This window comes from Shewanella sp. M16 (genome assembly GCF_018224605.1).
GTDB classification, from domain to species: domain Bacteria; phylum Pseudomonadota; class Gammaproteobacteria; order Enterobacterales; family Shewanellaceae; genus Shewanella; species Shewanella oncorhynchi.
On the sequence record NZ_JAGTUL010000001.1, the window covers coordinates 251,401 to 269,286 of the forward strand.

Below are 17,886 nucleotides of genomic sequence, written 5' to 3' on the forward strand. Positions count from 1 at the left end.
GCATCCTTAGTGAATTCACACTTGCTGCAAGGTTTAAAATTAAAACGGTTGGCTAAAAGGCTATTATTTTAAATAAGTAAAATAAGCGACTTAGCAGAGCACATCATACAACAGCCTCAATCCCCGCATCACTAAAACTCGCCATTTGATTGTAAAAATTTACTGAGGCTTGAATAAGCGGCAATGCCAAGGCCGCCCCCGTACCTTCGCCTAATCTCAGCCCTAGGGATAATAAAGGTTTAGCCTGCAAAAATTCTAACATTCGCAGATGACCTTGCTCATCGGATTGATGGGCAAAAATCAAATAATCACGCACATTGGGGGCGATTTGCACCGCGACTAATGCCGCCGCTGTCGCGATAAAACCGTCCACGACCACCAGCATTTTACGTTCGGCGGCGGCTAACATAGCCCCCGTCATCTGCACAATTTCAAAACCTCCTAGGCAAGCTAACACTGACTTAGGCCCAGTTAAGGCGCTTTGATGCAGCAATAACGCGAGCTCAATCAGCATCAATTTACGTTCTAAGGTTTCGCTATTAATGCCAGTACCACGGCCAACGCAATCAATCACATCCAGCTGCATAATCGCCGCCATAATGGCCGCAGCAGAGGAGGTATTGCCTATGCCCATTTCGCCAAAGGCGACTAAGTTACAACCCGCTTGATGGTGACGCTCAATCAAATCGCGCGCCATAGCAAAGCCTTTATCGACGGTTTCAAGCGTCATCGCGGGCTCTAAATGGATTGCACCCGTTCCAGCGCCAAGACGTTGATCGATAATACCTTCAACCCCTTCAACTGGCGTTAACATACCGCAATCGATCACTTCGAGCTTAAAGCCCACCTGCCGACAAAAAACGTTAATCGCGGCGCCGCCATGGGCAAAGTTTTGCACCATTTGGTAAGTCACTTCGCTAGGGGCAATCGACACGCCTTCTGCGGCAATGCCATGATCCCCCGCAAACACTAACATGGTTGGATGGACTATTTTGAGCACATCCGTTTGTGGCTGCTCCGTTTGTTGCAAATCAGTCGCTTGCACGCGGGCAATCTGCAAGGCTAAGGATTCGAGCTGACCTAAAGCGCCGGGCGGCTTAGTCTTAAGATCAATTTTCTGCAGAATCACCAGATCCTGCGCTTTACTCACAGGGCTTATTTGAAAAGACACGGCTGACTGAGACATCCACACTCCACTTTGTAATCTACATTAAATAACCACAACGCATCCCGCGTCTATGACGAACATGTCCAATTGTGCATTTCCAATCGCGGGTGGGATATCAACAGAAATACTGATTATCCCGCCAGCCTGCGCTTACGACATGACTCTAGGATGACGACTTAACTCTGGGTTTACGTCCTGACTAGGTGCCTACGGCATGACCTTGTATTTACGGCATGACTCTACGCTTACGCAAAATCAGCAAAAAGAACATACTACCTATGGCGGCCGTGATAATGCCCACGGGCAACTCTTGATTACCCAATAAACAGCGCGCTAATACATCAATCCACACCATAAATAAGCCGCCCACCAGCGCCGTTAATAAAATCGGCTGACGACCGGGAAACAGCATGCGTACTGTATGGGGGATCATTAACCCGACAAAACCGATACCGCCACAGGTAGCCACCAAAATAGCGGTAATCAAGGAGCAGAGCAGCAACATATTGAGCCGCAACTTAGGCACATTCACCCCTAAGGTATGCGCCGTTTCATCCCCCGCCTGCAACGCCATGATCTGCCGTTTCATGCCTAAAATAATGAATAAACTCGCACCAATCACCAGTGTCGGCAGTACTAACAAGGACCAACTGGCCTTTGCAAAACTGCCTAAACTCCAAAACAGCACAGAGGCTGTCGCCTGCGGACTGGCGAAATACAGCAGCAGACTCGTTAATGCGCCGAACATAAAGGAGGTCGCCACACCAGAGAGCAGCATGCGCTCCACTTGGCTATTGAGCCCTAAGCCTGACAAAGCAAGCACTATCAACACCGACAAACTCGCGCCAATAAAAGCGCCCAAGGGCAAGCTAAACCAAAGTAATCCAGACAAGGCACCCGAACCGCTAAAAAGCCCAGAATGTGCCGTCATACCCGCATTATCAAAAAATCCAGAGCCAGTGAATAAGGTCAACATCACCACAGCGCCAAAGGACGCGCCTGAGCTAATGCCAAACAAATAGGGATCGGCGAGCGGATTACGAGTCACGGTTTGCAACACACTGCCCGCCAGTGACAAACCCGCACCCGCCACAAAAGCCAGTAAAATGCGCGGTAGCCTGAGCTCCATCACAATGCGCTCAGTCATGCCATTGGCTTGAGTGAGGTTCGTCGCCTTATTGATAAACACTTGAATAACATCCGTAAAACTGATGTTCGCCGCACCAAAACTCGTCGCGGCAATAGGCGTTATCAAAGTGATGATACCTAATACGAGCAGCATCAGTTGTTGTCTCGTCAACGGTGTCACGATACGCCCCAAATATGAGATGAAATATTGTTTACTCCCCTGAGTCATCCGCCCTCGCCTCGCTCGTTCAGGCCATGATCTACATGGTGGTAACCATAAAAATAGCTGATTAAGGGCTTTTTATGCTGTGGATGGGGCGATACCTGAGCACACACGCCAAACACATCACCAATTCGCGCCTCGGTTAATACTTCGGTTGGCGTCCCCATAGCGCTGACTTCCCCGTTATGGATCAACAACAAACTGTCGCACAGGGCACTGGCTAAATTAAGATCATGAATAGAGGCAATCACGCTGATACCAAGACTACGCACCAATTCGAGGATTTGAATTTGATAGCGCACATCGAGGTGATTCGTTGGCTCATCGAGGATTAAAAGCTGCGGCTGCTGCACTATGGCACGGGCAATCAAAGCGCGTTGCTTTTCACCGCCGGATAAGTGCTCATATTGTTGGTGCATCTTATGGCTCAAGCCAACTTTCTCTAAAGCCTTTGCAATACGCTCAATATCACAGCTCGAATTGGTATCGAACATGCCCTTGTGGGGCGTTAAGCCCATGCTGACCAATTGCTCTGTGGTGAGGTCAAAATAGTGCGGTGTATCCTGCTGCACTACGGCAACGCGACAGGCAAACGCCTTGGGCGACAAGCGCTCAATATCTTGATCAAAAAGGGTAATTTTGCCCTGAGTCGGGCGAACAAACCGATACAAACAGCGCAACAAGCTAGACTTGCCCGCACCGTTAGGGCCAATCAGCCCCAGCATCTGCCCCGTTGGCAGCGTAAAGTTAATATCGGAAAGTATGGTTTTGCCATCGATACACCAGCTCAAATGACTCACATTGAGCGCGACTGACGGGCCCAATGATGGGTTAGTGTCACTGTCATTCACGGGGCTGTTAGTTTGGATTGCGGAAAGTTTCACCTAAGCGGCGCTCCTATCGAGTCCAAACCTGTATAAAAAAGGTTGTGCATATTGTCATCTGCTCCCTCGAGTCACCCGCTCGAGAACTAAGGCTGCACGCAGCGATAACAGAAATAGGCAGGTCTCCTGACTTGTAGAAAAGAAGGAGCTAGGCTCTAGAATCTAGGCGCTTCTTTAAACTACTCACAGTTGCGGGCACAGTTCGGGCTGACTGACGAGCAGCTCCCCGATTCCCTATTATGTTTGGGTTGATATGCTCTTTGTTAACAACGCCACTGTGAATTAAAACAACGGAGCGATTCGAACAAAGAGAGTCTATTCCCAACACCTATTTCTGCGACGTTATCACTCATTGCGCATGTAATACGCTATCTCGTTCAAACGTCAGGGAAAAGCATTATCCTACATCTATCCCATTAGGCAATGCTGTTTAAATCAGAATATTTTCATGTCAGCTTATTCTCGCCAAACAATCACGCCTACACCATATCGCCTAGGTCGTGAAATAAGGCCTCAACACCTGCGCCCACTCGGCCAATCTAAACGCCAATAGCAGGCACCCTGTTCATCTTGCAGCACATTAATAGTCACCACGGCCGCCACGGGTAAATCGAGTTGACTATAAAACCCCACCGCCCGTTCAACCCCTAGGGCACGCGCCATTAAGTGACGGATCACCCCGCCGTGGCTCACGACCCACACTTGAGTGGCTGGCATATTGTCAGCGTTTTCATTAACGGTACTGTTTTCATTACCCATTTTATGTGAGTCAAGGGTCAATCGTTCAAACTCAGCGGCGAGTATCTGGTCAATCGTCCCATTCACCCGCGACTCAAAACTTGCCATAGTTTCACCATTGGGTGGCGGAGTTTGCCAAGGGTCTTGCCAATACGCCGCTAAGTGTTCGCCCTCTTGTTGATACAGTTCATCGAGCCGACAACCATCCCAATCACCAAAATCAATTTCCTGTAAACCCGACAAACACTGTGCCTGCAATGGCCTTGACTCAGATATCCGTGCCGCCGTCGAGTGCAGCTCGGCGGCAAAAGCGTGGGCAAAATCGGCGCAGCGGCGTGAAGTCGAGCTGTAAATCGCACTGCACACGCTGGCCTGTGACTCAACTGCTGCCGACATTTGTTGCCAACCCTTTTTGCTTAAAGGCACATCCACACGACCCCGCAAAATAGCGCCGCCTTCACACTCACCGTGGCGTAACAATAACAATCGAACTTGTTTCATATATGCCTTTTTAGTTAGGGACTAGATGCTAGGAACTCAAGCCAAGGGCCTAAATTCTCGATTCTCGCTCCTAATGCCTTTGACTTTCATCTTGCCCTGACAATCATAAGTCGCGTATTATGGACGTCTATACGTTTAAATGTCCAAAACAAATTTTTAAGAACAAGTATTAAAAAAATGTCGGCTGACGACAATAAAATGCACTTAGCATAACAATGGCCGATTTTTGGACTTAACTTAGCTGTATTTAAGGTAATTATTTATGACGATACCCTCTACCAAAGCCGGCCAGATATTGGCAGACATACGCAAACAGCTTGCAGAGCGCATTCTGATCTTAGACGGTGCCATGGGCACTATGATCCAAGGCTACAAGCTGGAAGAAGAGGACTATCGCGGCGAACGCTTTAAAAATTGGCACACAGATGTCAAAGGTAACAACGACCTCTTGGTGTTGTCACAGCCTCACATCATCAAACAAATTCACACCGACTACTTAAACGCCGGTGCAGACATCATTGAAACCAACACCTTTAACGCCACCACCATCGCCATGGCCGACTACGACATGCAGTCGCTGTCCGCCGAAATTAACTTAGTCGGCGCGCGCCTCGCCCGTGAAGCCTGTGATGAAGCCTTTGCTGCCACAGGCATTCCACGCTACGTCGCCGGTGTGTTAGGCCCCACTAACCGTACGTGTTCGATTAGCCCTGATGTGAACGACCCAGGCTACCGCAACGTCAGCTTCGATGAGTTAGTGACTGCTTACAAAGAATCCACTAAGGCGCTGATTGAGGGCGGCGCGGATATCATTATGGTCGAGACCATATTCGATACCTTAAACGCCAAAGCCGCGCTGTTTGCGATTGAATCCGTATTCGATGACTTATTCGGTCAGCATTCTAAAGACAGATTGCCGATCATGATTTCGGGCACCATTACCGATGCCTCTGGCCGCACACTGACAGGCCAAACGACCGAAGCCTTTTACAATTCCCTTCGCCATATCAAGCCCTTATCTATCGGTCTTAACTGTGCACTTGGGCCAAAAGAATTGCGCCCCTATGTGGAAGAATTATCCCGCATCAGTGAGTGTTATGTGTCGGCGCATCCGAATGCAGGCCTGCCGAACGAGTTTGGCGGTTACGATGAAACCCCAGAGGACATGGCGAACGTGATCGAAGATTGGGCGCGCGAAGGCATGCTCAATATTATCGGTGGTTGTTGTGGTAGTACGCCTGAACATATCCGCGTGATCCGCGAAGCGGTGAGCCGTCACGATCCACGTATTTTGCCGGACATTCCAGTCGCTTGCCGCTTGGCAGGTTTGGAACCACTGACTATCGACGCCCAATCCCTGTTCGTTAACGTGGGTGAGCGCACCAACGTTACAGGTTCAGCCAAGTTTTTAAAGTTGATCAAAGAAGGCAAGTTTGAGCAGGCGCTCGATGTCGCCCGCGAGCAGGTTGAAAGCGGCGCGCAAATCATCGACATCAACATGGACGAAGGCATGCTCGATGGCGCCGAGATCATGCACAAGTTTTTAAACTTGATTGCCTCTGAGCCCGACATCAGCCGCGTACCTATTATGATCGACTCCTCCAAGTGGGAAGTCATCGAAGCTGGCCTCAAATGTATTCAAGGCAAGGGCATAGTTAACTCTATTTCCCTCAAAGAAGGCGAAGCCAAGTTTATCGAGCAAGCCACCTTAGTGAAACGCTACGGCGCGGCGGCCATTATCATGGCATTCGACGAGCAAGGTCAGGCCGACACTAAAGCGCGTAAAATCGAAATCTGTACCCGCGCCTATCGGGTGCTGGTCGATAAGGTCGGCTTTCCGCCCGAAGACATCATCTTCGACCCGAATATCTTTGCGATTGCCACGGGTATCGATGAACACGACAACTATGCCGTCGATTTTATTGATGCCATTAAAGCGATTAAAGCCACCCTGCCCCACGCGATGATTTCGGGCGGCGTGTCGAACGTGTCGTTCTCGTTCCGCGGTAACAACCCAGTGCGCGAAGCAATTCACGCGGTATTCCTGTACCACGCCATCAAAGTCGGCATGGACATGGGCATTGTCAACGCGGGTCAGTTAGCCATTTACGACGATATCGATCCTGAGCTTAAAGTGCGGGTCGAAAACGTGGTGCTTAACTTGCCCTGCTCAGTGGAAGGCTCAAGCAATACTGAGCAGTTACTTGAAATCGCGGAAAAATTCCGCGGTGATAGCGCGCAGGTGGGCAAGAAAGAAGATTTAGAATGGCGCAGCTGGCCGGTGAGCCAACGCTTATCCCATGCGCTCGTCAAAGGCATTACCGAATTTATCGATGAAGATACCGAAGCCGCTCGCCAAGAAGCGAAACGTCCACTGGATGTGATTGAAGGCGCCTTGATGGACGGCATGAACGTGGTCGGCGACTTGTTCGGCTCGGGCAAGATGTTCCTGCCGCAGGTGGTGAAATCGGCGCGGGTAATGAAAAAAGCCGTGGCTTACTTAAACCCCTATATCGAGCTAGAAAAGGTCGAAGGCCAATCTAACGGCAAGATTTTGATGGTGACAGTAAAAGGTGACGTGCACGATATCGGCAAGAATATCGTCGGCGTGGTGCTCGCCTGTAACGGTTTTGAGGTATTCGATTTAGGTGTGATGGTGTCGGTGGAGCGAATTCTCGACGCCGTGAAAGAACACAATATCGATATCATCGGCATGTCGGGCCTCATCACTCCGAGTCTGGACGAGATGGTGCATAACGTGAAAACCTTCCACCGTGAAGGCTTAACCATTCCGGCGATTATCGGCGGCGCCACTTGCTCGAAAATCCACACTGCGGTGAAGATTGCGCCCCATTATCCCCATGGCGCCATTTACATCGCCGATGCGTCCCGCGCCGTGCCTATGGTGAGTAAGCTCATCAACAACGAGACACGCCAAGCGACCATAGACGAAACCTATGCTGAATACGACGACATGCGTACTAAGCGTCTATCCCAAGCCAAGCGCAAAGAGATAGTGTCACTCGAAGCGGCCCGTGAAAACCGCTGCCAACACGATTGGGCCAACTACACCCCGTTCACGCCAAACGTGCTCGGTCGCCAAATATTTGATAATTATCCATTAGAAGACTTAGTCGAGCGTATCGACTGGACACCATTTTTCCGCTCGTGGGAATTGCACGGCCACTACCCCGAAATCCTCACCGATAAAGTGGTCGGTGAAGAAGCGCAAAAGCTGTTCGCCGATGGTCAGGCCATGCTCAAGCAAATCATCGAAGAAAAGTGGCTCACGGCGAAAGCGGTTATCGGCTTATTCCCTGCCAATACCGTCAATTACGACGATATCGAGCTCTACACAGATGAGTCGCGTACCACAGTCGAAATGACCACACATCACCTGCGGATGCAGCTTGAGCGTGTCGGCAATGACAACTTCTGCCTATCCGACTTTGTTGCGCCAAAAGACTCAGGCGTCGCCGATTACATGGGCGGCTTTGCGGTGACCACAGGCCACGGCATAGACGAACATGTGGCACGTTTTGAAGCCAACAACGACGACTACAACGCCATCATGCTCAAATGCTTAGCCGACCGTTTAGCCGAAGCCTTTGCCGAGCGGATGCACGAACGGGTACGTAAAGAGTTTTGGGGTTATGCGGCCGACGAGCAGTTAAGCAACGAAGCCTTAATCCGCGAGAAATACAAAGGCATACGCCCCGCACCAGGCTACCCAGCTTGCCCAGACCACACAGAAAAAGGCTTGTTATGGGACTTGCTCAAGCCCGATGAAACTATCGACTTGAACATCACCGAAAGCTACGCCATGTTCCCCACAGCGGCAGTATCGGGCTGGTATTTCGCCCACCCGAAATCGCGCTACTTTGGCGTGAGTAATATCGGCCGCGATCAAGTGGAAGATTATGCCAAGCGTAAAGGGATGAGCATTGCGGAAACGGAGAAGTGGCTGGCGCCAGTGTTGGATTATGATCCTGACTGATTTTTAGAAATAGTCAGGATCTTTATTACGCTAACGCAGTTTGAGATCTAAGATCGGTCTTGCGACCGAAAGGTCGTGGGGCTTCACCCCACACCCGACCAAGGAGGACTGCTCGTCCTATCCTCCTTGGATTCTCCAAGACGCCCCTAGCGAAGTTACATGCATTGATTAGTGGCTTCGTGCTTATTCAAAAATCGCTAACGCTTCCGATGGTACATCCTGTACCCCGAAAGCTAGCGAGGCATCCATGCCTCGCTCACGCTATTTTCTTCAACGCCCTTCAGCAACTTCGCAGGGGATCAGTGAACTTCTGTGGCATTAGAGTTAACTTTTCGCATTGAAAGAGTTATGCCAACTCCACAAGCCTTATTGTCCTCAACATACCAATTTATATAGTAGACTCGAGCTTATCATTGATACTTTTATAAACTAAATATAAGTGTATCAACTCAACCAAAGCTAAATTAACTATTACGACGGTGAAATATTGAAAATGCCCCATAGCCCATAAGTTAAATAAAAAGAAAACTTCTATAAGTCGAAATTTAGACCATTTAAAGTAATTTGACGGATAATCTTTACCTATAAGCATAGGTAACAGTTTCAAATTAAAAGTGACTGCAATAGCAATATACAAACAGAGCATACTAAGTAACGAAAACAATAATTTAAAGCTAAAAATATTCATCTGCATAAAAATCGATTCAGACTTAAATTCAACCAAAAAATCAACAGCAAGGCCGATAACAAGTGTCAAAGCAAGCACTATGCTCATACCAAAAAAACTAATTTTTTTCATAAAAACTCTTATAAAATATCAAAGTCGTGGAATCCCATTCCACACCAGAGCAAGAAATCGTTAAAAACAACCATCATTGTCAAGCTACTACTGCGAGTCTTTTCTTTCCCTAATTATCGACTCCATTGCATCCATAAACCTCTTCGCATCATCAAGACTTCGAGTTCTCAAGGCGTGCTTTGTGATACGATCTTCAGCATCAACTAATGAGACTACATACCACTGCTTAAACTTGCGCTGCCAATCAAGTAACTTCACACCTTTAATTGTTCTAAAGTAAATACGCTCATTGTTTAATTTCGTTTCAGCCTGACTTTTCCCAACTATTGCTGTGTCAGCAATTATTGCAGCAGAACTCGATGAGTTAGTAACAAAGCCGTAATTCCAAAAAACATATTTATCCGTTATTCCAAATTCATCAGGTTTCCATTCTGAGTGTTGCGTCATAGTTAATTCCTCGACAACATTCAACGCCTCACTGTAACTCATTAGTGTAGGCTGATAAGAAATTGCATTAGAACCACATGCTGTAACGAATAACAGAAAAATCGGAAAAAAAATCCCTCTTATAACCGTAAATAGTAATCTATTCATTCCACACACCTTGCTTAATAAGTAATCACAAATGGTGTCAGAGTAAAACTTAAAAATACTCATCTACCAGTAGTTACAAACTTCGTAGTCATTCTTAAATCAAGGTCATGAGACTCCCTCCCCCACACACGACCAAAAGGTTAAAAACGCCTGTTCCTCTTTTGGAAATCCCTCGGCGTCCTTAGTGAAGTTACCAGCATTAGTTGGTGGCTTCGTGCTTATTTGAAAATAGCTAACGCTTTCGATAAAGTGTCCCTTCACCCGAAAACTATGCCTGTATAATTTCTTCTCATTATTTTTAATAATGGGGTCTTTATTTTTCTTAGCAGAAACCTTACTAGGTTATTTCTTTTTACTTAGCATTTTTTTAGCTTTAGCAACGAAATCATCTTCCTGAGTAATGCGCTTAACTAGTTCAGTTACAGCAGATTCAGAGTATTGATGCCGGTTTGCAAGCTTGGCATGGTAATGATATTCATTGTTAGATTGCTGCCAAGCAAGTCTCTGTATACACGCTTGAATACAATGGTTGTTAAGCTCTGGTCTTCCGGTAAATTTATTTCTTCCTGGGATACATTTCTCTAACTTCAACTGGTCACGATCGGTTTCTAATTTGGTATTTACCAATTGTTGTAGTTTTGTCTGCGAATACGGATGCGACTTATCTAAATCTATCGTCTTTTCTATAACCTTTAGCTTTTGACGTAATTCATTAAGATCACTTGCAGTACCCGAGGCCTTGGTCAATACCACTTGTGCATCCCCTTCACCTTGTGCAAAGACCAAATGAACCTTCAATGGTATTGCAAAGTTCATATCATCAGCTTTTTCAACTTCATACTGAATGCTGGTTGCTAATTCAAGAATTTCATATGCTGCAGCACCATACTGTGTTTTTAATAAAGACATTGCAGGGAGTTTAAAATCACCAACTATAGTCATCATTCCAGTATGTTGAACCGATATAAAAGCCACTTGTGAAAATGCCTCAAATTCAGATGAAAAGTTAAGTACACCTGATTGGAATATTCTAGAGGCAATAGCTTGTAGTTCTGGCATTAAGAGATGTACAGCTTGATCACGCCAATCAGCTACCATTTCAATGTTCTTTCGAACTAAATCTTTATCAGCATACAAACGCGCCAAACATGCCCTCAATGAAATCGTCTGGCGTATACCTTTCTTATTTGCTGGCTCGAAAATACTATCTTCACCGTCACGTTCAATTAAGCGTGCTTTAGAAAGTTGCTCCCACGCAGTACAGAATAGCAAAACAAAGCCGTCTAACTTATTCTCTAATGATGGACGATTATAAAGCTCTAACGCCAACATCATGTTATCGCGAGATTTTTTAAGTAACGCTTTGGAAAGTTGCGATTTACATTTATGACCAAGCTCCTGAAAGTGCTTACTTTGGGATAATCGCTTTTGGAACTCGACAAAAGTTAAATCCAGCGTATTTATTGCGCGGAAAATGCCATCACCGGTCTCTGTGACAAACTGTGTAATCTGGCCTTTGTTGTAATAGGTTTCAAATGTACTGACCTTCCAACCAGAGGCTACGATTAACTCTTCCCTAGAGAAACTTTTCCCAGAGTGCTCAGCATGTTGTAAGAAATTAAAGAATTTCCGCTGACTTTGACGTCCTGCCATATTTATCTCCCAATATCCTGATCAATTGAGTCAGATTACTATTCACTCTGACAAAAATAATTTCAGTATTATTGCCGCAATTAAGTCATTGTTATTAAATAGTAAAAACTTTATATCTTACATCACACCAAAACTCATTGAATACGCCCATCCCCTCGGAGTTGCCGCAGGGCGAATAGGCAAATTGCGTGAGTCTCGCCATGGATGGCGAGCTAGCTTTCGCAGGTGCAGGGACGCATCCTTCGGAAGCGATAGCAAATTTGCCAATGAGCACAAGGGGCTTTCAACTCCGTTGGGGCGTCTTGGAGCATCCAAGGAGGATAGGACGAGCAGTCCTCCTTGGTCGGGTGTGGGGTGAAGACCCACGACCTTGATTCACCTCGGCCGTTAGGCCGCACTAACTCAACGAACTCAACGCGAAACGGTTAACCCATAACACTCAGTACAGTGCTACAAACACAGAGCAACAAGAAAATAAGTGCCAAAGCATATTCACCAATTTGCAGGAGGAGTTGGGTATCTAAGAAAGAGAAAAGACACATCGTCCTGATGCAAGTGACTCGAATCGCGGGTACGCGATTAAAGCTCATCCTTGTTAAAAACCTAAGATAGCGACATAGCGTACACTTGTCTATAACTTTAGCATTACAAATTAGATAGTTAAGTGATGACTAATTTGTGAATTAGCCTTATTGGTACTGGCCAACAACTCCTTAGTCGAAGGAATACACCTTCCCCTGCGAAGTTGCTGAAGGGCGTTGAAGAAAATAGCGTGACGCAGACAGGACGTCTGTGTAGCTTTCGGGGGGAAGGGACGCCCCATCGGAAGCGTTAGCTATTTTCGAATAAGCACGAAGCCACTAATCAATGCATGTAACTTCGCTAGGGACGCCGGGGGATTTCCAAAAGGGGAATAGGCGTTTTTTCCCTTTTGGTCGGGTGTGGGGTGAAGCCCCACGACTTTGATTCACCTCGGCCGCTAGGCCGTATTAACTCACTATTACATGCGACCTAATTTTGGCGCGCAAATAAGCCCCAATTGAGCTCATTGCTCAAGGGCTCAGCGCAAAGAGCTCTGAGCAAAATTCAGCCATAACGTAACTGAGTTGAATCACAGTACGAACATCACTGCAGAAGCCTGATAACACGGGTTTTACACTCTGATTTAGCTTGGTCAAAACTGCAACGATTAACCGCCTAAATTTGCATTTTCGGCCCTACATGCTAACGTGGCTAATGTAAATTTACATTCAGTGTTTATCAAAGCTATGTCGCAACAATCAATAAAAAGTCGATCGACAACAAGCTTATATCGGGCGATACCATGCAGCGCGGCTGATATTACACGGAAGCACAACTGAGGTTGAGATATGGAACCATCTAATACGTCACGCCGGACCTTTATCAAGCAATGTGTGATTGGCGGGGTTGCCGTATATTCGGCCCCTTTGTTGTGGGAAATGAGTCGCGCGAATGCGGCGATTGTCTCACCTGAACTGGCAGCCCAATGGCAAACTCAGGTTAATGGTCAATCCAAACCTAAGTTTCGTAACGACGGCATAGCGAAGGTCACAGGCCAAAAGGTCTATGGCCGTGATTACCGTGCTATGGACATGGAGGGCTGGCCCAAGCAGCAAGGTTATGCTTTTATACTTCGCGCCGCCGATGCCTCCCATGTTTATCAAGGCTTTTCACTCGACCACCTGCCCGCGTCGGCTAAGCCCTATAAAGTGATCACTGCGGCCGATCTGGCCCGTGATAAAATCAAGCTGCCCGATTTTTACGGTGACAACATGTTACTGGCCGAGGGGCAAACCGCCGACTACTTAGGTCATGCGGTGGCGATATTGTTGTTCGACAGTTTCCCCGCCTTTAAGCAAGCTAAGTCTTTACTGCAATTTGACCAGACCTTACTGCGCTTTGGTGAGCAAACGCCGTTTGTGTCGGACTCGAAAGACCCGTACGCCAGTTGGCGCCTTATTCGAGTGGAAGGTGAAAATGGCGATCGGGAAGATTTATATAGCCCGCTCCACGATGGGCTATTTTTCCCTAGCGTAAAAGATCGCAAGCCAGAATGGTTAGGCAATCCGAATGCCAAAGGGACAGTGTCTGAGCGCGGGCTTTATTATGCGGGTGAGATAGATAAGCAGATTGCTATCGCCCAAGCCAATCAACAATGGCAAGTGTTAGAGCGGGAATATCGCACCCAGATCATCGATCCTATGATGATGGAACCCGAAGCCTTTAACGGCTGGTATGATGCGGCTAGCCAAACCTTTCATACTGTGATTACCTCGCAGTCGCCGCAGGACTTTCAAGAGATGGCAGTGCACATGCTGTTATCTGGCCCACTGGCAGGCAAGGTAAAACATCTGGTGGTGCACTCGCCTTATATCGGCGGTGGATTTGGCGCGAAAGACCATTCGATATTCCCCTATTACGGCGTGCTCGCGGCCATTTATGCCAAGGGGCCAATCCGACTCGCCAATGACAGATTCGAGCAATTCCAATCTGGGCTTAAACGTCATCCGTTCATCATGAAAAGCCGCTTAGCGGTGGATAAATCGACCTTAAAAATCCAAGCCTTAACTTCGCAGATGACAGTCGATGGCGGCGGACGAGTCAACTTTACTCCGTCTGTGACCTCGGTTGGCGCAACAGCGATGCAAAGCATTTATTACACGCCGCGCAACGATATTATCGCCACCGCCTATGCGTCGCGTAACCCAGATGCGGGGTCGATGCGCGGTTATGGCACGCTGCAATCGATGACGGCGATGGAATGCATGATCCACGAGATCGCCGATGAGCTGAAGGTTGATCCCTTTAAACTGCGCGCCGCCAACGTGATGGAATCCGGCCAGCGCAATACTCAAGGCGCGATTCCTAACGGTACTTTACGTTACCGCGAAATGCTCGAGATGGCCGAGCAAGCTCCCGTGTGGCAAAACCGCGCGGTGAATAAAAAGGACTATGAGGCCAAACATCCGGGGATGCGTTACGGCGTCGGTTTTGGTATCGCCACTAAAGATTATGGTACGGGCGCAGCAGCGCCAAGTGCGGCGGTTCGCCTAGCTAAAGACGGTAAAATCACCCTAGAAATCGGCTTTATCGAAATGGGCACTGGCACGCAAACCTCCCAAGCCGTGGTGGTCAGCGATGCTCTAGGCAACTTTGCCGATGAGGTAAAACTCGCCGAAGTGGATATTTGGGATGCGATGCAATTAGTGCAAACCGATAATCCTTATATTATTTCGCAGCAACGCCAAGATGAAATGGCGGCCAATCCACGCTGGACGCCCGTTAAAGCCATGGCATCGTCGGCGTCTATGTCGGCCTATTACCAAAGCCATGTCAGCCGCATCGCCGCCGATATTATCTATCGCCACGGCCTATGGCCTGCAGCGGTATCGATTTGGAACGAGTTGTATTTTAACACCCCGATGGGCTCGACTAATTTGCATAACTCACGCGATGGTCGCTGGGTCGATGGCAAGTTAACCGCCTTGGGCTTTCCGCCACTGTCTATCGATATTCTCGCTAAACGCGCCCACGATATGGGTTTAGTGGTCGGCGTGATGGGCCATGCCTTTAATCGCTGGGCTTGGGCTGAAGCCGATTTCGACATTCTTGGCACTAAAGAGCGTTTAGCACTCGATGCGCTGGCGCTGCAATACGGCGAAGGGAACGCAACGTTTGCGGCCACTTCTGACACGACTATGAGTATCAAAGCGCGTCAAGCCAGCATGAAGTCTAATGGCTATCACTTGATCGACCGTCAAGCCATGAGTTATCCCAGAGCCGAACTGAACAATGCCATGGTGACTTACTACGCCCCCTGCGCCACTTTGGTTGAAGTGGCCGTTAACGAAGGCAATGGCGAAGTCACGCTACTGAGTTCTCATACTTGGTTAGAAGCGGGCAAAGTGATTGTTAAAGAATTAGTCGAAGGGCAAATTCAAGGTGGTCTTGCGATGGGGATTGGCCATGCACTGCATGAAGGCTTACCGCCATTTGAAGCAGGCGCTGGCAATGGTACCTGGAACCTCAATCGCTATCAGGTGCCGTTAGCGCGGCATGTGGGCGTGTGGGATCAACGTCATACCATATTGCCGCAGTTATCTGATAACGATCCCAGCCGTGGTATCGCCGAAGTGGTGATGATCCCTGTGGTCGCGGCGCTGATTGAAGCCGTGTATCAAGCAACCCATGTCCGCTTTTACGATTTACCTATGACAGCGAAAAAAATTAAGGAGGCCATGGCATGAGCCAGTCTATTAAACTGACCATTAATAACCAAGCCGTAGGCCCGATTGAAGTCGCCGATGGTGTGATGATGATTGAGTTTCTACACGAATACTTGAACCTCACAGGCACTAAGTTTGGTTGCGGCGCGGGCGTATGCCACGCCTGTACAGTGATCGTCGACGACGAGCAAGGCATGAGTGAAGTGGTGCGTACCTGCATCAATGGTGTTGAGCGTTTCAATGGTAAACGCGTCCGCACTGTCGAAGGTCATGCTAGACAAAACTCCCTTGGCGAAATCACCGCCCTGAGCCCAGTGCAAGAGGCTTTTTTGGAGCATTTTTCGTTTCAATGTGGTTGGTGCACCTCGGGCTTTGTCAACGAATCGACCGCACTGCTTGAGCGATTAGAGCGACAACCTATCGCTAAAGATCAAGTTGAAAAAGTCGTTGAAGATGCCTTGAGTGAACACGTATGCCGCTGTACTGGCTACGTAAAATACTATGCGGCGGTCAAAGATCTGATCCTCAAAACTAAGGGGCTAACCCTGTGATGACATCAGCCAATCTGCGCTATTTCTCGCGCTATTTCCCGCACATTAGTAGGATAAAAAATCTGTTGAGCCACAATCTACTCCTGAGTTTAGGGCTAGGTTTACTCGCCTGTTCCAGCAGCGTTGCCGATGAAGGCGGCAATACGAATAACGACATCGCACGCGGCGCGTATCTGATGAAGATAGGCGACTGTGTGGCCTGCCATACTGCAGTCGGCGGGCGCGAACTCGCGGGTGGTTTGCCGTTCGAAACGCCCTTTGGCGCTGTGTACTCGACCAATATCACCTCAGACAAAGAAACCGGGATTGGCAAATACAGTTACGAGGACTTTTTTGATGCCATGCACCACGGTGTTGGCGTCAACGGCAACCTCTACCCTGCTATGCCCTACACGTCCTACAGCCTGCTGACGGACGACGACACTCAGGCGATTTATGCCTATTTGATGAGTACTAAACCCATCAAGCAAGCTAACCGCGACAATGATGTTTACTTTCCGTTTAACCTGCGTTTTGGCCTAAAAGCTTGGAACTTAGTCGCCCACGATGCCAAGGAATTTACCCCGAGCAAGGAAAAAAGCGAGCATTGGAATCGCGGCAATTACTTAGTCAATGCCCTAGGGCACTGCGGTGAATGCCACACCCCAAGAGACACTATGTTTGCCATGGAGCAGGACAAGCACTTTGAGGGCGCGATTATCGAAGGGCTAGAGGCATCGGACATTCGCCCCGCCGAGCTTAACAGGCAAAACTGGACCCATGAGGATCTTAAGTCGCTATTTACCAAAGGCTACTCCCGTAAAGGCACCGTCTTTGGCGGCATGTATCCCGTGGTGTATCACAGCTTTAGCCACTTAACCGATGATGATATGCGCGCGGTGAGCAGTTATCTGCTCGATAACGACGATGATCTTAAACCGGATCCGCTCACCTTTAACGGCCATAAACCTGAACTGCCAGGTTATACGCTCTACAAAGGTTACTGCGCCGGTTGTCATGGTCAAAATGGTGAAGGTCGTCCTAATGTCGCCCCCGCGATGGCAGGAAACGCCACCTTAGATAAAGCGAGTCCTCATAATATCGTCGCCGTAATACTAAAAGGTATTCAGAGCCAGCATTACAACGCTACCACCAGCTTTTATGCCATGCCGGGATATGCTGATGAGTTAAGCGACGAGCAGATTAAAGACTTAGCCAATTACCTAAGACTCACCTGGAGCACACAAGCTGGTAATCTCGATGTGAAGACCATCCAAAGCTTAAAAGAAGTGATCCTCGAGCACGACTAACCCACATAGATATGTGGGAGATTTAAGATAAAAGCCGACTCTAGCGTCGGCTTTTGCTTGAATGATATAGAGCGCGAGAATCGGTCACTCATCGACTTAATCAAAGTAAGCGGG

General features: G+C 48.1%; 11 protein-coding genes and 1 riboswitch. Of the genes, 4 read left to right on the forward strand and 7 right to left on the reverse strand.

Annotation, left to right across the window (positions count from 1 at the left end; translation table 11 throughout):
* Positions 1 to 103: 103 nt before the first annotated feature.
* The 4 genes from cobT to KFE26_RS01160 form a co-directional block, all read right to left on the reverse strand.
* On the reverse strand, positions 104 to 1,186 hold the full coding sequence (gene cobT, locus KFE26_RS01145) for a nicotinate-nucleotide--dimethylbenzimidazole phosphoribosyltransferase (protein WP_212599389.1): 1,083 nt from the start codon (positions 1,184 to 1,186) through the stop codon (positions 104 to 106).
* 208 nt (positions 1,187 to 1,394) lie between these two features.
* A complete protein-coding gene (locus tag KFE26_RS01150) occupies positions 1,395 to 2,525 on the reverse strand; it encodes an iron ABC transporter permease (protein ID WP_212599390.1) in 1,131 nt (376 codons plus the stop codon).
* Complete coding sequence (locus KFE26_RS01155; protein ID WP_212599391.1) at positions 2,522 to 3,403, reverse strand: ABC transporter ATP-binding protein; 882 nt, start codon at positions 3,401 to 3,403, stop codon at positions 2,522 to 2,524. Before KFE26_RS01155 ends, KFE26_RS01150 begins: the two co-directional genes overlap by 4 nt.
* A 98-nt stretch (positions 3,404 to 3,501) precedes the next feature.
* A riboswitch (cobalamin riboswitch) is annotated at positions 3,502 to 3,695 on the reverse strand.
* Between the two features lie 221 nt (positions 3,696 to 3,916).
* Positions 3,917 to 4,642, reverse strand: a complete 726-nt coding sequence (locus tag KFE26_RS01160) for a histidine phosphatase family protein (RefSeq protein ID WP_212599392.1) — start codon at positions 4,640 to 4,642, stop codon at positions 3,917 to 3,919.
* Between the two features lie 262 nt (positions 4,643 to 4,904).
* Between KFE26_RS01160 and metH the strand changes: the two genes are divergently transcribed.
* Positions 4,905 to 8,639 carry a methionine synthase gene (metH, locus tag KFE26_RS01165; RefSeq protein ID WP_212599393.1) on the forward strand — a complete coding sequence of 1,245 codons (3,735 nt, stop codon included), beginning with the start codon at positions 4,905 to 4,907 and terminating at the stop codon, positions 8,637 to 8,639.
* A gap of 388 nt (positions 8,640 to 9,027) precedes the next feature.
* Here the strand turns inward: metH and KFE26_RS01170 are convergent, their stop codons facing one another.
* The 3 genes from KFE26_RS01170 to KFE26_RS01180 form a co-directional block, all read right to left on the reverse strand.
* On the reverse strand, positions 9,028 to 9,438 hold the full coding sequence (locus tag KFE26_RS01170; RefSeq protein ID WP_212599394.1) for a hypothetical protein: 411 nt from the start codon (positions 9,436 to 9,438) through the stop codon (positions 9,028 to 9,030).
* A gap of 87 nt (positions 9,439 to 9,525) precedes the next feature.
* Positions 9,526 to 10,032 carry a hypothetical protein gene (locus KFE26_RS01175; protein ID WP_212599395.1) on the reverse strand — a complete coding sequence of 169 codons (507 nt, stop codon included), beginning with the start codon at positions 10,030 to 10,032 and terminating at the stop codon, positions 9,526 to 9,528.
* 342 nt (positions 10,033 to 10,374) lie between these two features.
* Positions 10,375 to 11,685 (reverse strand): DUF3644 domain-containing protein, encoded by a 1,311-nt coding sequence (locus KFE26_RS01180; RefSeq protein ID WP_212599396.1) that lies wholly within the window; start codon positions 11,683 to 11,685, stop codon positions 10,375 to 10,377.
* Positions 11,686 to 13,055: 1,370 nt separating this feature from the next.
* Here KFE26_RS01180 and KFE26_RS01185 point away from each other — a divergent pair.
* Genes KFE26_RS01185 through KFE26_RS01195 form a run of 3 tightly spaced genes read left to right on the forward strand, consistent with a single transcriptional unit; the run spans position 13,056 to position 17,772 of the window.
* The gene (locus KFE26_RS01185; RefSeq protein ID WP_212599397.1) at positions 13,056 to 15,953 is read left to right on the forward strand and encodes a xanthine dehydrogenase family protein molybdopterin-binding subunit; all 2,898 of its coding nucleotides are present in this window, start codon (positions 13,056 to 13,058) and stop codon (positions 15,951 to 15,953) included.
* Positions 15,950 to 16,483 (forward strand): (2Fe-2S)-binding protein, encoded by a 534-nt coding sequence (locus tag KFE26_RS01190; RefSeq protein ID WP_006082848.1) that lies wholly within the window; start codon positions 15,950 to 15,952, stop codon positions 16,481 to 16,483. Before KFE26_RS01185 ends, KFE26_RS01190 begins: the two co-directional genes overlap by 4 nt.
* Complete coding sequence (locus tag KFE26_RS01195; protein WP_212599398.1) at positions 16,483 to 17,772, forward strand: cytochrome c; 1,290 nt, start codon at positions 16,483 to 16,485, stop codon at positions 17,770 to 17,772. The genes KFE26_RS01190 and KFE26_RS01195 overlap by 1 nt, the downstream gene beginning before the upstream one ends.
* Positions 17,773 to 17,886 lie beyond the last annotated feature (114 nt).

Coding starts and splice junctions, on each gene's coding strand:
- metH (WP_212599393.1), top strand. CDS start 4,905: ATGACGATACCCTCTACCAAAGCCGGCCAGATATTGGCAGACATACGC.
- KFE26_RS01190 (WP_006082848.1), top strand. CDS start 15,950: ATGAGCCAGTCTATTAAACTGACCATTAATAACCAAGCCGTAGGCCCG.
- KFE26_RS01195 (WP_212599398.1), top strand. CDS start 16,483: ATGACATCAGCCAATCTGCGCTATTTCTCGCGCTATTTCCCGCACATT.
- KFE26_RS01160 (WP_212599392.1), bottom strand. CDS start 4,642: ATGAAACAAGTTCGATTGTTATTGTTACGCCACGGTGAGTGTGAAGGC.
- KFE26_RS01180 (WP_212599396.1), bottom strand. CDS start 11,685: ATGGCAGGACGTCAAAGTCAGCGGAAATTCTTTAATTTCTTACAACAT.
- cobT (WP_212599389.1), bottom strand. CDS start 1,186: ATGTCTCAGTCAGCCGTGTCTTTTCAAATAAGCCCTGTGAGTAAAGCG.
- KFE26_RS01170 (WP_212599394.1), bottom strand. CDS start 9,438: ATGAAAAAAATTAGTTTTTTTGGTATGAGCATAGTGCTTGCTTTGACA.
- KFE26_RS01185 (WP_212599397.1), top strand. CDS start 13,056: ATGGAACCATCTAATACGTCACGCCGGACCTTTATCAAGCAATGTGTG.
- KFE26_RS01175 (WP_212599395.1), bottom strand. CDS start 10,032: ATGAATAGATTACTATTTACGGTTATAAGAGGGATTTTTTTTCCGATT.
- KFE26_RS01150 (WP_212599390.1), bottom strand. CDS start 2,525: ATGACTCAGGGGAGTAAACAATATTTCATCTCATATTTGGGGCGTATC.